We start from the raw sequence: 13852 nt of genomic DNA on the forward strand, positions 1-13852 counted from the left end.
GTCACCATGTCCGACGGCTCCTCGTTCTACGTCACCACGCCGATCTTCTATGTGAACGACGTCCCGCACATCGGGCACGCCTACACGGAGGTCGCCGCCGACGTGCTCGCGCGCTGGCACCGTCAGGCGGGCGACCCCACCTGGTTCCTCACCGGCACCGACGAGCACGGCCAGAAGATCCTGCGCACCGCGACCGCCAACGGGGTCACTCCGAAGGAGTGGGCCGACAAGCTCGTCGCCGAGGCCTGGCAGCCACTGCTGGAGACGATCGACATCTCCAACGACGACTTCATCCGCACCACCGACGAGCGGCACGAGGTCAACGTGCAGCTGTTCCTGCAGCGGCTCTACGACGCCGGGTACATCTACACCGGCGAGTACGAGGGCTACTACTGCGTGGGCTGCGAGGAGTACAAGCAGCTCTCCGACCTGGTCGACGGCACCGGGCAGTACGAGGGCCAGCTGGTCTGCGCCATCCACTCCCTCCCGGTCGAGCTGCTGAAGGAGCGCAACTACTTCTTCAAGATGAGCGAGTTCGCCGACCGGCTGCTCGAGCTCTACGAGACCCGGCCCGACTTCGTGCAGCCCGAGAGCGTGCGCAACGAGATCGTGTCGTTCGTGCGCCGCGGCCTCACCGACCTCTCGATCTCGCGCCAGACCTTCGACTGGGGCGTCAAGGTGCCGTGGGACGAGTCGCACGTCGTCTACGTCTGGTTCGACGCGCTGCTGAACTACGCCACGGCCGCCGGCTACGGGTCGGATGAAGAGAAGTTCGCCCGGCTCTGGCCCGCCACCCACATCGTGGGCAAGGACATCGCCCGGTTCCACGCCGTCATCTGGCCGGCCATGCTGATGGCCGCCGGGCTCGAGGTGCCCAGGCAGGTCTACGGGCACGGCTGGCTGCTCGTCGGCGGCGAGAAGATGTCGAAGTCGAAGCTCACCGGCATCGCCCCCGAGCAGATCACCGACACCTTCGGGTCGGACGCGTTCCGCTACTACTTCATGCGCGCCATCAACTTCGGCCAGGACGGCTCGTTCAGCTGGGAGGACCTGGCGGCGCGCTACCAGGCCGAGCTCGCGAACGGCTTCGGCAACCTCGCCTCCCGCGTGGTGGCCATGGTCACCCGCTACTTCGACGGCGCCATCCCCGACGCGGTCGAGTCGGCGGTGACGGAGGCCGAGACGGCCATCCGCGCCACCGAGCGGCGCGTGACGGCGGCCGCGGACGAGGCGATCGGGCGGCTCGCCATCCACGAGGCCATCGCCCGCATCTGGGAGCTCGTCGACGAGCTCAACGGCTACATCACGATCCAGGAGCCGTGGAAGCTCGCGAAGGATCCGGCGAACGCCGACCGGCTCGCCACCGTGCTCAACACTGCCGTGCGCGGCATCGGCACCCTCGCGGTGCTCCTGTCGCCCGTGGTGCCGGAGGCGGCTGCGAAGCTGTGGACCGCGATCGGCGGGGTGGGGGCCGTGGGCGACCAGGGCATCCGCACCGCCTGGGAGTGGAATGGCGAGGCCCGGGTCGAGCCGCTGGAGGCCCTGTTCCCGCGCATCGAGCTCGAGGCCACGGCGTCGTGACCGGGTTCGAGTCGGCGCTGCCCGAGACGCCGGGGGAGCCGCCGCTGTTCCTCCGCACCCGCGAGCCCGGCGAGGCTTCGGACCGCAGCGACCATAGCTACCCGCCCCTGCCCGAGGCGCTCGTCGTACCGGTCTACGACAACCACACCCACCTCGAGATCGCGAACGGCTCCGAGCCCGACGGTGGAGGCTCGCTCGACTACCACGAGCAGCTCGACCGGGCCTCGGCCGTCGGCGTGCGCGGCGTGGTGCAGGTCGGCACCGACCTCGAGACCTCGCGCTGGTCGGCCGAGCAGGCCGCCCGCGAACCCCGGATGCTCGCCGCCGTCGCCCTGCACCCGAACGAGGCCCCGGTGTACGCCGAGGCCGGTGGGCTGGACGACGCCCTCGCGGAGATCTTCGAGCTGGCCGGCTGGCCACGCGTGCGCGCGGTGGGCGAGACCGGGCTCGACTTCTACCGCACGACGACCGACGAGGCCCGGGCCACGCAGTACCGGTCGTTCGAGGCGCACATCGAGATCGCGAAGGAGAACGGCCTCGCGCTGCAGATCCACGACCGCGACGCGCACGCCGAGGTCATCGCCACGCTGAAGCGCGTCGGGGCTCCCGAGCGCACGGTGTTCCACTGCTTCTCCGGCGACGCCGAGCTCGCCGAGATCTGCACCGAGAACGGGTGGTACATGTCGTTCGCCGGCAACGTGACCTTCAAGAACGCGAACAATTTGCGCGAAGCCCTCTCGGTCGCGCCCCGTGCGCTCATCATGGTCGAGACGGATGCGCCGTACCTCACGCCGATGCCGTTCCGCGGGCGGCCCAACGCCCCGTACCTCATCCCGCACACCCTGCGGGCGATGGCGGCGCACCTCGGCACCGACGTCTCGATGCTCGCGGCGCAGATCTCCTCGAACACCGAGCTGGTCTACGGCAGCTGGAGCGACGAACCCGTGACGGCGTCGTGAGCGAGACCGGGCCGTCTGGCGTGGATTCCGCCGATTCCGGTGGTCCGGATGCGGCGGCCTCGTCGGTCTCGCTGCTCGGCCCCGCCGAGATCCGCGACCTCGCCGGTCTGCTCGACCTCACCCCGACCAAGAAGCTCGGCCAGAACTTCGTGATCGACGCCAACACGGTCCGCAAGATCGTGCGGGTCGCCAAGGTCGAGCCCGGCGACACCGTGGTCGAGATCGGGCCGGGCCTGGGCTCCCTCACCCTCGGCCTCCTCGAGGCCGGTGCCGCGGTGGTCGCGGTCGAGATCGACGGCCGGCTCGCCGCGCAGCTGCCGGTGACCGTGTCGCAACTGGCACCGGATGCGCGCCTCACGGTCGTGCACGACGACGCGCTCCGCATCCTGTCGCTTCCCGACGAGCCCACGCGGCTCGTGGCCAACCTGCCCTACAACGTCTCGGTGCCGGTGCTCCTGCACTTCCTCGAGCACTTCCCGTCGATCCGCTCGGGGGTGGTGATGGTGCAGGCCGAGGTCGGGCACCGGCTGGCCGCCGAACCCGGGTCGAAGGTCTACGGATCGCCGTCGGTCAAGGCCGCCTGGTACGGCTCGTGGCGCACCGCCGGTCAGGTCTCGCGGCAGGTCTTCTGGCCGGTGCCGAACGTCGACTCGGTGCTCGTCGGCTTCGAGCGGGTCGGCTCGGGGCTCGACACCGAGGAGCTGCGGGTGCGCACCTTCGAGATCGTCGACGCCGCCTTCCAGCAGCGGCGCAAGATGCTCCGGCAGTCGCTCTCGGTCGTGCTCGGCGACTCGCAGAACGCGGCCCGCACCCTCGAGGCGGCGGGGCTGCCGCCGACCGAGCGCGGGGAGCAGCTCACGGTGCACGACTTCCTGGCGATCGCCAAGGCCTCGCTCGGCTGAGTACGCCGGTGCTCGCGGAGGCCCGTGCGGAGGGCCGTCTGCCCGTGAGATAGGTTGGAGGCATGATCAACCGGGGTGGCACGAGGACCGTGCGTGTCAGGGCTCCCGGCAAGATCAACGTCTTCCTCAAGGTCGGCGCGGTGATGGATGACGGGTACCACGACGTCGCCACCGCCTACCAGGCCGTCTCGCTCTACGAAGACGTGCACGCCTCGCCGGCGAGCGACTTCTCGGTCGAGTTCGCCGGCCACATCGACACCTCGGGCCTCGAGACCGACGGCTCGAACCTCGCCATCAAGGCCGCTCGTCTCCTGGCGCGCCGGACCGGGTACCGCGAGGGCGTGCACCTCCTGATCGAGAAGAACGTGCCGATCGCGGGCGGCATGGGCGGGGGCTCGGCGGATGCCGCGGCCACCCTGCTGGCCTGCGACACCCTCTGGGGCACCGACGTCGGCCGCGAGGAGCTGCTCACGCTCGCCTCCGAGCTCGGCGCCGACGTGCCCTTCGCGTTCCTCGGCGGCACGGCCATCGGCACCGGCCGAGGCGACCAGCTGAGCCCGGCCCTCGCGAAGGGTCAGTTCCACTGGCTCCTCGTGCTGTCCGAGCAGGGACTCAGCACGCCGGCGGTCTACCGCGAGCTCGACCTCCACCGCGAACGCCACGCACAGGACATCTTCCCGGCGCGCGGCCAGCCGGTCGTCGACACCGACGTGCTGCAGGCGCTCCGGGCGGGCGACCCGCACATGCTCGCCGAGTCGCTTCACAACGACCTCCAGGCGCCCTCGCTGCACCTGCACCCCGGCCTCGCCCGGGTGCTCGAGGTGGGGGAGGCCAACGGCGCCCTCGCGGGGCTCGTCTCGGGCTCCGGGCCCACGGTCGCGTTCCTCGCGGCCGACATCGACAGCGCCCTCGAGTTGCAGATCGCGCTGAGCGCGGCGCGGTACCACGTGGTGCGGGTCACCGGGCCGGTGGCCGGCGCCCGCGTGATCGGCGAGTAGCGCTTCGCTGACCGACCGCCTCGGCGACTAGAGGGTCAGCAGCGCCGTGATCGGCGCATCCGTCACGGCCTCGACCGCTTCACGGCCGCCCAGGCCGTCGAGCTCGAGCACCACGGCGATGCCCACCGTCTCCCAGCCCGCGCGGCGCATCAGCCGTACGGTCGCGGCCAGGGTTCCACCGGTCGCGAGCACGTCGTCGACGATCACGACCTTGCTGCCGCGCGGCAGCGTGTCGGGGTGCACCTCGAGGGTGGCGGTGCCGTACTCGAGGCCGTAGCTCTCGGCGAGCACCTCGCCCGGGAGCTTGCCCGCCTTCCGCACCGCGAGCATCCCGTGACCGGTCGCGACGGCGGCCGCGGTGCCGAGCACGAAGCCCCGGGCCTCGACGCCGGCGACCGCGTCGACCTCGGGGAAGCGCTCGAGCAGGGCGGCGCCGACCGCGCGGAGCCCCTCGGCGTCGGCGAACAGCCCCGACAGGTCGCGGAAGAGGATGCCGGGCGACGGGAAGTCGGGCGTCTCGGTCATCCCGCGCCGGATCACAGCGGCGATCGGGGCTTCGGCGGGGGCGGGCGTCGGGTTCGCGGCGGGCTCGGTCGGGTTCGTCTCAGCGGCAGGCACGGCTCCCATGCTAGAGCGACCGTGTCGCTAGTGTGTGGGCATGCGCACCGTCTTCGGCCTCATCCGCATCGTCGCGGCGGGCGTGATCATCGCGGCCATCGTCGGGCAGCTGACCTACAGCATCGACGTCGTGCCGGACACCGGGTTCTTCCTGGTCAACTTCTTCAGCTACTTCACGATCCTCTCGAACGCCCTCGCGGCGATCGCGCTCCTGGTCGGGGCGGTCTACTCCTTCCGGGTGCGGAAGGATCCCGCCTGGTACAACCTCTCGCTCGCCGCGGTCGTGACCTACATGGCCACCACCGGCGTGGTCTACAACCTGCTGCTGCGCGGAATCACGCTCGAACAGGGCCGCACGCTGGCCTGGTCGAACGAGGTGCTGCACCTGATCGCGCCGATCTACGTCGTGCTCGTCTGGGTGCTGACGCCGGGCAAGTCGCCGCTGAAGTGGAACGCGATCGGCGCGATCATCGCCTTCCCGTTGGTCTGGTCGGTGTACACGATGATCCGCGGGGCGATCACCGGGTGGTACCCGTATCCGTTCCTCGACCCGGCGCAGCCCGGCGGCTACGGAGCGGTCGCCGTGTACGTCCTCGCCATCGCCGGGTTCATCGGCATCATGGCCTGGGTCGTGGTGGGGCTCAGCCGCACGCGCATCCTGCGCTTCTAGCCGGCTCTGCTGGCAGGTCCGCTGCGGTCTGCCGGCTGGCCCCCTGACCCCACCGGGCCGGAGCGCCCAGCCGCACCCGGTACCCTCGACGGGTGGCTCATCTCCTCGGCGCTGAAGCGCTGCATCTCGAATATCCGACGCGGGTCATCTTCGATTCGGTGACGGTGGGCCTGAACGAAGGCGACCGCGTCGGCATCGTCGGCCGCAACGGCGACGGCAAGTCGACGCTGCTCTCGCTGCTCTCCGGCCGCATCGAGCCCGACAGCGGGCGGGTCACCCGCCGCCGCGGCATCACGCTCGGGATGCTCGACCAGGCCGACACCGTCGACTCCAGCCTCACCGTGGCCCAGGCCGTCGTCGGCGACCTCGACGAGCACGTCTGGGCGGGCGACCCCAAGGTGCGCGACGTGATCGGGGGCCTCCTCGGCGACATCGACTGGAACGCCCTCATCGGCACCCTCTCCGGTGGGCAGCGCCGCCGCGTCGCGCTCGCGGCGCTCCTGGTCGGCGACTGGGACGTCATCTTCCTCGACGAGCCCACCAACCACCTCGACGTCGAGGGAATCGCCTGGCTCGCCGAGCACCTCAAGCGCCGCTGGCCGGCGAACCAGGGCGGGCTCGCGGTCGTGACGCACGACCGGTGGTTCCTCGACGAGGTCTCCAACACCACCTGGGAGGTGCACGACCGGCTGATCGAGCCCTTCGAGGGCGGCTACGCGGCCTACATCCTGCAGCGCGTCGAGCGCGACCGGATGGCCAGCACGATGGAGTCCAAGCGCCAGAACCTGATGAAGAAGGAGCTCGCCTGGCTCCGCCGGGGAGCCCCGGCCCGCACGGCGAAGCCCAAGTTCCGCATCGACGCGGCCGAGGCTCTGATCGCCGACGAGCCGCCCATCCGCGACACCGTGTCGCTCACCCAGATGGCCACCGCGCGCCTCGGTAAGGACGTCGTCGACATCCTCGACGTCTCGGTCTCGTTCGGCGAGAAGCAGGTGCTGAAAGACGTCGAGTGGCGCATCGCCCCGGGCGAGCGCACCGGCATCCTCGGCGTCAACGGCGCCGGCAAGTCCACCCTGCTCGGGCTCGTCACGGGCGCGGTGCAGCCGACGACCGGCCGCGTGAAGCAGGGCAAGACGGTCAAGATCGCGACCCTCACCCAGCAGCTCGCCGAGCTCGACGACGTGCAGAACGACCGGGTCAGCGAGGTGATCGGCCGCTACCGCACCTCGTACGTCGCGGGCGGCAAGGAGCTCACCCCCGGACAGCTGCTCGAGCGCCTCGGCTTCACCAGTGCCCAGCTGATGACCCCGGTCAAAGACCTCTCGGGTGGGCAGAAGCGCCGGTTGCAGCTGCTGCTGATCCTCCTCGACGAGCCGAACGTGCTCATCCTCGACGAGCCGACCAACGACCTCGACACCGACATGCTCGCGGCGCTGGAGGATCTGCTCGACTCGTTCCCCGGCACGCTGCTCGTGGTCTCGCACGACCGGTACCTGCTCGAGCGGGTCACCGACCAGCAGTACGCCGTGCTAGACGGCCACTTCCGGCACCTGCCGGGCGGCCTCGAGCAGTACCTCACCCTTCGGAAGGGCGGGGCGGGCTCCGCGGATGCGCGGGCGCGCACGAGCGGGCCGGGTGGCACGGCGTCGAGCCTCCCCGCGGCGGGTGCGTCCGACGGCGGCAAACCCGCGCTGGCGGGAGCCGAGCTGCGTGCGGCCGAGAAGGAGCGCTCGTCGCTCGAGCGGAAGATCAACAAGCTCACCGGCCAGATCGACACCCTGCACCACCGCATCGCGGAGTTCGACCAGAGCGACTACGTCGGCCTCGGCGGGCTCACGGCCGAGCTGCAGGCCCTTCAGGCGCAGATCGGCGAGCACGAGACGCGCTGGCTCGAGCTGTCGGAGCAGCTGGACTAGGGCTTACGGCTCAGGCCATATCAAGGGAGAGCCTGCGAAGCAGCGCCGCAAGCCGGTCCTGATCGGCGCGGCTGAGTCCTGCCAGCAGCTCGGACTCGGCCCGCACCAGGTGCGAGATCGCGCCGTCGACCCGGTCGCGCCCCTCGTCCGTCATCCGCACCAGCACGCCCCGGCCGTCGTTCGGGTCGGTGCGTCGCTCGACGAGCCCGCGCCGCACCATCCCGTCGATCCGGTTCGTCATCGTGCCGCTGGAGACGTAGGTCTGCTCGAGCAGCGCCTTCGGGCTCAGCTCGTGCGGTTCGCCGGCGCGGCGGAGTGCCGCCAGCACGTCGAACTCCCACGACTCGAGGTCGACCGTGGCGAAGGAGGCCCGGCGGGTGCGCTCGAGCTGCTTGGCCAGCCGGGAGACCCGGGAGAGGATCTTGAGCGGCGAGAAGTCGAGGTCGGGGTGCTCCCGCATCCACGCGTCGACGATCTCGTCGACGGTGTCCCGGGAGTCCCTGTTGTCCATCCCCCCATTATCGTCACCGGGTCGGCCCGTGTCGTTCCCGGTCTGGCAGACTGGACTACTGCGCCGGGACGGGGTTCCGGTGATCCGCCTTGGTGTAATGGCAGCACGACAGCCTTTGGAGCTGTTAGGTCTAGGTTCGAACCCTGGAGGCGGAGCAGTCCCGGCGTGACGCCCGCGACCGCTCCCAGAGCTAGGAGAACCGGAATGACCGACACCCGACTCGCGATCGTCGTCCTGGCTGCAGGCCAGGGCACCCGGATGAAATCCGCGACCCCCAAGCTGTTGCACGAGATCGCGGGGCTCCCGCTGATCGGCCACGTCCTGGCCACGGCCGGGCAACTGGATGCGGCGCACACCGTGAGCGTCGTCCGGCACGAGCGCGACCGGGTCGTCGCCGTGATCGAGGACCACTTCCCGGGCAGCATCATCGTCGACCAGGACGAGATCCCCGGCACCGGCCGCGCCGTCGAGCAGGCGGTCGCGGCCCTCCCCGCCGACTTCGACGGGGACGTGCTGGTCGTCTCGGGCGACGTCCCCCTGCTCGACTCGGACACCCTCACCGAGCTGATCGCCGCCCACCGCGCCGGTGGCGCCGCAGCCACCCTGCTCTCCGCGCTGCCGGAGGACTCGACCGGCTACGGGCGCATCGTCCGCACCGCCGACGGCATGCTCGACCGCATCGTCGAGCAGAAGGATGCGAGCGACTCCGAGCTCGCCATCCGCGAGATCAATGCCGGCGTCTACGTCTTCGGTCTCGCCGAGCTCCGCGACCAGCTGGCCCAGGTCACGACCGCGAACGCGCAGGGCGAGAAGTACCTGACCGACGTGATCGGCCTGCTCCGCCGCGCCGGTTCCGACGTGGCCGCCGTGCCCGTCGCCGAGCCGTGGATCGTCGCGGGCGTCAACGACCGCGCCCAGCTCAGCGAGGCCGCGGCCAAGCTCAACGCGCTGATCGTGCGCGGCTGGCAGCTGAACGGCGTGACCATCGTCGACCCCGCCACCACGTGGATCGACCTCAAGGCGAGCCTCGCGGCCGACGTCGAGATCCTCCCCGGCACCCAGATCAAGGGGGCGACCAGCATCGCGCGCGGCGCGACCGTGGGCCCGGACACGACGCTCGTCGACTGCGAGATCGGTGAGGATGCGGTGGTGAAGCGCACCGACGCGACGCTCGCGGTGATCGGCGCACGTGCATCCGTCGGCCCGTTCGCCTACCTCCGGCCCAACACGGTGCTCGACGCCGACGGCAAGATCGGCACCTTCGTCGAGACCAAGAACTCGCACATCGGGGTCGGTTCGAAGGTGCCCCACCTCTCGTACATCGGCGACACCGAGGTCGGCACGGGCTCCAACGTCGGGGCCGGCACGATCACCGCGAACTACGACGGCGTGAACAAGCACCGCACGGTCGTGGGGTCGCACGCGCGCACCGGATCGCACAACGTGTTCGTCGCCCCGGTTAGAATCGGAGACGGCGCCTACACGGGCGCCGGAACGGTCGTCCGGAAAGACGTTCCCGCTGGCTCCCTCGCGATCAACGTGGCCCCTCAGCGGAACCTGGCCGGCTGGGTCGAGGAGAATCGACCCGGTTCGGCGGCGGCCACGGCGGCTTCGGCCGCCACCACGGAGGCTTCGGCCTCCACCACGGCGGCGGCGCAGTCGGCCGGAGAGAGCGGAGAATAGGTGTCCGGAATCAAGGCCAGCGGAGAGAAGAGCCTCGTCGTCGTCTCAGGGCGGGCGCATCCTCAGCTGGCGGAGGACATCGCCGCCGAGCTCGGCACCACCCTCGTCGAGACCGAGGCCCGCACCTTCGCCAACGGCGAGCTCTACATCCGCTACGGCGAGAGCGTGCGCGGCAGCGACGTCTTCGTCATCCAGTCGCACACCGCGCCGATCAACGAGTGGCTCATGGAGCAGCTGATCATGGTCGATGCGCTCAAGCGCGCCTCGGCCAAGCGCATCACGGTGGTCGCGCCCTTCTACCCCTACGCCAGGCAGGACAAGAAGGGCCGCGGCCGCGAGCCGATCTCGGCCCGCCTGGTCGCCGACCTGTTCAAGGCCGCCGGCGCCGACCGCATCATGTCGGTCGACCTGCACGCCGCTCAGATCCAGGGCTTCTTCGACGGCCCCGTCGACCACCTGTTCGCGATGCCGGTGCTGCTCGAGCACATGCGGCAGTCGCTCGACCCCGCGACCCTCACGGTCGTGTCGCCCGACATGGGCCGGGTGCGGGTGGCGGATGTCTGGAGCGACAAGCTCGGCGTGCCGCTCGCGATCATCCACAAGCGCCGCGACCCGCGGGTGCCGAACCAGGTCAGCGTGCACGAGATCGTCGGTGACGTGAGCGGCCGGGTCTGCCTGCTGGTCGACGACCTGATCGACACCGGCCGCACGATCGTGGCCGCTGCCGAGGCGCTCAAGGCCAGCGGCGCGATCGGCGTCGTCGTCGCGGCGACGCACGCGGTGTTCTCCGACCCGGCGGTCGAGATCCTGCAGTCGCCGTTCATCGACTCGGTCGTCGTCACCGACACCCTTCCGCTTCCCCCCGAGAAGCACTGGGACAGACTGACCGTCCTCCCGATCGCCCCCCTGATCGCCCGCGCGATCCACGAGGTCTTCTCAGACGGGTCGGTCACCACGATGTTCGATGGAGATGCCTGATGCCCGCTTCGCTCGAGACGTTCACCCCTGAGGCCGGGGGCATCACGATGTTCTCCACCAGCTGGTGCGGTTACTGCGCGCGGCTGAAGAGCCAGCTCACGGCTCAGGGCATTCCGTTCACCGAGGTGAACATCGAAGAGGTGGATGGCACGGCCGAGCTCGTGGCCGCAGTCAACGGCGGCAACCAGACGGTGCCGACGGTGGTGTTCCCCGACGGCTCGACCGCCACGAACCCCTCGGCCCGCGAGGTCGTCGAACGCATTGGATAGTCAGGACTCAGATGGCTGATCGCACCCCTTGGTCGCTCTCCGGCGCGCTGCGCGGGATGTTCCAGAAGCGCACGATCGACGCCGACACCTGGGACGACCTCGAAGACGCCCTGATCAAGGCCGACTTCGGCCCTGACATCACCGAGCAGGTGGTGGGGGAGCTGCGTGCCAACGTCGCGCGCTACAACACGACCGACCCTCGTGACCTGCAGCGGATGCTCCGCGAGACGATCGAGGAGCGGCTGTCGAAGTACGACCCGACCCTCAAGCTCACCGAGCGCCCGGCGGTCGTGCTCGTCGTCGGCGTGAACGGCGTCGGCAAGACGACGACGATCGGCAAGTTCGCGCGGTTCCTCAAGACCTACAACCGCTCGGTGGTCGTCGGTGCGGCCGACACGTTCCGTGCCGCCGCGGTCGAGCAGGTCGCGACCTGGGCCGAGCGGGCGGGTGCCGACGTGGTGCGGCCGCAGCACGAGGGACAGGATCCGGCCTCGGTCGCCTTCCAGACCATCGAGCGGGCGAAGGCGAACGGCACCGAGATCGTGCTGATCGACACCGCCGGCCGCCTGCAGACCAAGGGCGGGCTGATGGACGAGCTCGGCAAGATCCGCCGCGTGATCGAGAAGCAGGCGCCGGTCGCCGAGGTGCTGCTCGTGCTGGATGCGACGACCGGGCAGAACGGGCTCGCCCAGGCCGATGCGTTCATCCAGCACGCCGGGGTCACCGGACTCGTGATCACGAAGCTCGACGGCTCGGCGAAGGCCGGGTTCGTGCTCGCGGTGCAGGAGAAGACCGGCATCCCGATCAAGCTCGTGGGTCAGGGTGAGGGCATCAACGATCTCACGGGTTTCACGCCGCACGTCTTCGCGCAGAACCTCGTGGGGTAGCGGGGCACTTTCTCTCGTTCTCTCGCCGAGAAGTCACCTTTACGTCCAAATCCGCTCGGGTGGACGTAAAAGTGACTTCTCGACGCGTGGGCGGGCGCCTCGGGGTCAGGGGTGGCGGGCGAGGAAGGTCTCGACCAGGGGGAGTACCTCGGGGTGCCTGGGGGTGTCGGCGTGGTTCGCGCCCTCGACGATCCGCAGCTCGGCACCCGGCAGGAGTCCCGCCACGTGGTGGGCCGCCTCGAGCCGCGGGCGGTCGCGACTGCCGGCGACCAGCAGCACCGGCATCGGGAAGGCGGCGATCGCCGCATCCGGAACCCGCGGCTGCCGCTCGGTCTCGCGCATGTACGCCGCGAGCGCGGCGCCGTCGTTCGCGAGGAACGCCGCTCGGGTCATGGGGTCGACCGCGTTCCCGGATGCCTGCTCCCAGTCGGCGAGGAACGCCGGCATCCCGCCCCGCTCGAGCGCCGCGATGCTGCCCGGGAAGAAGACGCGGTCGAACACCCCGACCCCGGTTCCGGGCGCGCCGGCGACACTCGTGAAGCTCGCCACCCGTCCGGGCGCCTCGGCGGCGAGCGAGAACCCGACCCGCGCCCCGAGCGAGTAGCCGAGGTAGTGCGCGCGCTCGAGCCCGAGCGCGTCGAGCACGGCGAGCACGTCGCCGACGAACAGCGGCATCGCGTAGGAATGGTCGGCGTGCGGCTTGTCGCTCCGCCCGTGCCCACGGAGGTCGACCGTGATCACGGGCCGACCCGGCGACAACGCCTTGAGGTAGCCGAACCCGCGCCAGATCGCCTGCGAGAGCGCGGTCCCGTGCACGAGCACGATCGGCGTTGCCGACCCCGCCGCGGCCGTCGAGCCCTCCGCGCCGGCGGGCGGCGTGGTCACCCGGTAGGCGATGCGGATGCCGTCGGTCGGGTTGGTCGCGTAGTCCACGGCTCCACGCTACTCGCGACGGGATGCTGGGAAGCGGCTGGCCACCTCCTCGAGCACCGACTCCGAGCCGGTGTAGATGCCGTCGCGGCGCGGCCAGTGGCTGATGACGTCGGTGAAGCCCAGCTCCGCCGCCCGCCCCACCATGTCGTCGAACGCCCCGACGCTCTCGAGCGAGTACACCGCGGCCGAGTCGAACGAGAGGTACCGGTCGAGTGACGCCCGCTCCCGTCCGGCCGCCTCCAGCGACTCGTCCAACCGGGCCGACAGCTCGGCCACGCCCTTCCACCAGTCCTCGCCGCCGGCCTCGCTCTTGCCGGTCGTGACCCAGCCCTGAGCCCGCTCGGCGACGAGCGCGAGACCCTTCGGGCCGTTCGCGGCGAGCACGAAGGGCATCCGCGGGCGCTGCGCCGGCGCCCCCACCATCCGCGCCTCGTGCGCCTGGAACCACTGCCCGTCGGCCGAGATCCCCTCCGACCCCGGAGGCTCGAACCGGAGCAGCTCGTCCAGCAGCGCCACGAACTCGACGAAACGCTCGTGCCGCTCGCGCGCGGTCAGCTCCGCCTGCCCGAGCACGAAGGCGTCGAACCCCGTCCCGCCCGATCCGACCCCGAGCAGGAATCGCCCGCCCGAGATCTCGTCCACCGTCGCGAGCTCTTTGGCGAACGGAACGGGATGACGGAAGTTCGGCGACGCGACGAACGTGCCGAGCCGGATGCGGCTGGTCACCATCGCCGCCGCCGTCAGCGTCGGCAGGGTGGCCCCCCACGGCTCGCCGGCGAGCGAGCGCCAGGAGAGGTGGTCGTAGGTCCAGGCGTGGTCGAAGCCGAGCTCCTCGGCCCGTTGCCAGCGACGGCGGGCCTCGGGCCAGGGATCTTGGGGCAGGATGACGATTCCGTGGCGCATGCCGACATTCTGGCACCGGCCTCGGACATCGCCCCGGACAGGCC

At 70.6% G+C, this 13852-nt stretch carries 14 protein-coding genes and 1 tRNA gene; 11 read left to right on the forward strand and 4 right to left on the reverse strand.

Annotated features, from left to right (window positions below):
• Positions 1 to 6: 6 nt before the first annotated feature.
• The 4 genes from metG (at position 7) to HSO01S_RS13945 (ending at position 4440) form a co-directional block, all read left to right on the forward strand.
• Complete coding sequence (metG, locus tag HSO01S_RS13930; RefSeq protein WP_066042551.1) at positions 7 to 1581, forward strand: methionine--tRNA ligase; 1575 nt, start codon at positions 7 to 9, stop codon at positions 1579 to 1581.
• 44 nt (positions 1582 to 1625) lie between these two features.
• Positions 1626 to 2540, forward strand: coding sequence for a TatD family hydrolase (locus HSO01S_RS13935; protein ID WP_157079097.1), 915 nt, complete (start codon positions 1626 to 1628; stop codon positions 2538 to 2540).
• Between the two features lie 20 nt (positions 2541 to 2560).
• Positions 2561 to 3442, forward strand: coding sequence for a 16S rRNA (adenine(1518)-N(6)/adenine(1519)-N(6))-dimethyltransferase RsmA (rsmA, locus tag HSO01S_RS13940; RefSeq protein WP_066042964.1), 882 nt, complete (start codon positions 2561 to 2563; stop codon positions 3440 to 3442).
• Positions 3443 to 3504: 62 nt separating this feature from the next.
• On the forward strand, positions 3505 to 4440 hold the full coding sequence (locus HSO01S_RS13945) for a 4-(cytidine 5'-diphospho)-2-C-methyl-D-erythritol kinase (RefSeq protein ID WP_066042553.1): 936 nt from the start codon (positions 3505 to 3507) through the stop codon (positions 4438 to 4440).
• A 27-nt stretch (positions 4441 to 4467) separates the two neighbouring features.
• Here HSO01S_RS13945 and HSO01S_RS13950 read toward each other — a convergent pair whose 3' ends face one another.
• Complete coding sequence (locus tag HSO01S_RS13950) at positions 4468 to 5067, reverse strand: adenine phosphoribosyltransferase (RefSeq protein WP_066042556.1); 600 nt, start codon at positions 5065 to 5067, stop codon at positions 4468 to 4470.
• A 31-nt stretch (positions 5068 to 5098) separates the two neighbouring features.
• Between HSO01S_RS13950 and HSO01S_RS13955 the strand changes: the two genes are divergently transcribed.
• Positions 5099 to 5728: a Pr6Pr family membrane protein gene (locus HSO01S_RS13955; protein ID WP_066042558.1), complete on the forward strand. Its 630-nt coding sequence runs from the start codon at positions 5099 to 5101 to the stop codon at positions 5726 to 5728.
• A 92-nt stretch (positions 5729 to 5820) separates the two neighbouring features.
• Positions 5821 to 7644 carry an ABC-F family ATP-binding cassette domain-containing protein gene (locus tag HSO01S_RS13960; RefSeq protein ID WP_066042561.1) on the forward strand — a complete coding sequence of 608 codons (1824 nt, stop codon included), beginning with the start codon at positions 5821 to 5823 and terminating at the stop codon, positions 7642 to 7644.
• Positions 7645 to 7654: 10 nt separating this feature from the next.
• Here the strand turns inward: HSO01S_RS13960 and HSO01S_RS13965 are convergent, their stop codons facing one another.
• Entirely contained in the window at positions 7655 to 8155 is a 501-nt protein-coding gene (locus HSO01S_RS13965; RefSeq protein ID WP_066042564.1) for a MarR family winged helix-turn-helix transcriptional regulator, read from the reverse strand.
• An 83-nt stretch (positions 8156 to 8238) separates the two neighbouring features.
• Between HSO01S_RS13965 and HSO01S_RS13970 the strand changes: the two genes are divergently transcribed.
• The 5 genes from HSO01S_RS13970 to ftsY all read left to right on the forward strand — a co-directional run bounded on the left by HSO01S_RS13970 (position 8239) and on the right by ftsY (position 11972).
• Positions 8239 to 8310: transfer RNA gene (locus HSO01S_RS13970), tRNA-Gln, on the forward strand.
• 49 nt (positions 8311 to 8359) lie between these two features.
• Complete coding sequence (gene glmU / locus HSO01S_RS13975; RefSeq protein WP_066042569.1) at positions 8360 to 9838, forward strand: bifunctional UDP-N-acetylglucosamine diphosphorylase/glucosamine-1-phosphate N-acetyltransferase GlmU; 1479 nt, start codon at positions 8360 to 8362, stop codon at positions 9836 to 9838.
• Positions 9839 to 10816, forward strand: a complete 978-nt coding sequence (locus HSO01S_RS13980) for a ribose-phosphate diphosphokinase (protein WP_066042571.1) — start codon at positions 9839 to 9841, stop codon at positions 10814 to 10816.
• Positions 10816 to 11085 carry a mycoredoxin gene (locus HSO01S_RS13985; RefSeq protein ID WP_066042574.1) on the forward strand — a complete coding sequence of 90 codons (270 nt, stop codon included), beginning with the start codon at positions 10816 to 10818 and terminating at the stop codon, positions 11083 to 11085. The genes HSO01S_RS13980 and HSO01S_RS13985 overlap by 1 nt, the downstream gene beginning before the upstream one ends.
• Positions 11086 to 11096: 11 nt before the next feature.
• Positions 11097 to 11972, forward strand: coding sequence for a signal recognition particle-docking protein FtsY (ftsY, locus tag HSO01S_RS13990; protein ID WP_066042579.1), 876 nt, complete (start codon positions 11097 to 11099; stop codon positions 11970 to 11972).
• A 105-nt stretch (positions 11973 to 12077) separates the two neighbouring features.
• Here ftsY and HSO01S_RS13995 read toward each other — a convergent pair whose 3' ends face one another.
• Positions 12078 to 12905, reverse strand: a complete 828-nt coding sequence (locus tag HSO01S_RS13995) for an alpha/beta fold hydrolase (RefSeq protein ID WP_066042582.1) — start codon at positions 12903 to 12905, stop codon at positions 12078 to 12080.
• Between the two features lie 9 nt (positions 12906 to 12914).
• Entirely contained in the window at positions 12915 to 13808 is an 894-nt protein-coding gene (locus tag HSO01S_RS14000; protein ID WP_066042585.1) for an LLM class flavin-dependent oxidoreductase, read from the reverse strand.
• Positions 13809 to 13852 lie beyond the last annotated feature (44 nt).

It is taken from the genome of Herbiconiux solani NBRC 106740, assembly GCF_001571005.1.
GTDB classification, from domain to species: domain Bacteria; phylum Actinomycetota; class Actinomycetes; order Actinomycetales; family Microbacteriaceae; genus Herbiconiux; species Herbiconiux solani.

Coding starts and splice junctions, on each gene's coding strand:
- HSO01S_RS13965 (WP_066042564.1), bottom strand. CDS start 8,155: ATGGACAACAGGGACTCCCGGGACACCGTCGACGAGATCGTCGACGCG.
- metG (WP_066042551.1), top strand. CDS start 7: ATGTCCGACGGCTCCTCGTTCTACGTCACCACGCCGATCTTCTATGTG.
- ftsY (WP_066042579.1), top strand. CDS start 11,097: ATGGCTGATCGCACCCCTTGGTCGCTCTCCGGCGCGCTGCGCGGGATG.
- HSO01S_RS13950 (WP_066042556.1), bottom strand. CDS start 5,067: ATGGGAGCCGTGCCTGCCGCTGAGACGAACCCGACCGAGCCCGCCGCG.
- HSO01S_RS13985 (WP_066042574.1), top strand. CDS start 10,816: ATGCCCGCTTCGCTCGAGACGTTCACCCCTGAGGCCGGGGGCATCACG.
- HSO01S_RS13945 (WP_066042553.1), top strand. CDS start 3,505: ATGATCAACCGGGGTGGCACGAGGACCGTGCGTGTCAGGGCTCCCGGC.
- HSO01S_RS13955 (WP_066042558.1), top strand. CDS start 5,099: ATGCGCACCGTCTTCGGCCTCATCCGCATCGTCGCGGCGGGCGTGATC.
- glmU (WP_066042569.1), top strand. CDS start 8,360: ATGACCGACACCCGACTCGCGATCGTCGTCCTGGCTGCAGGCCAGGGC.
- HSO01S_RS14000 (WP_066042585.1), bottom strand. CDS start 13,808: ATGCGCCACGGAATCGTCATCCTGCCCCAAGATCCCTGGCCCGAGGCC.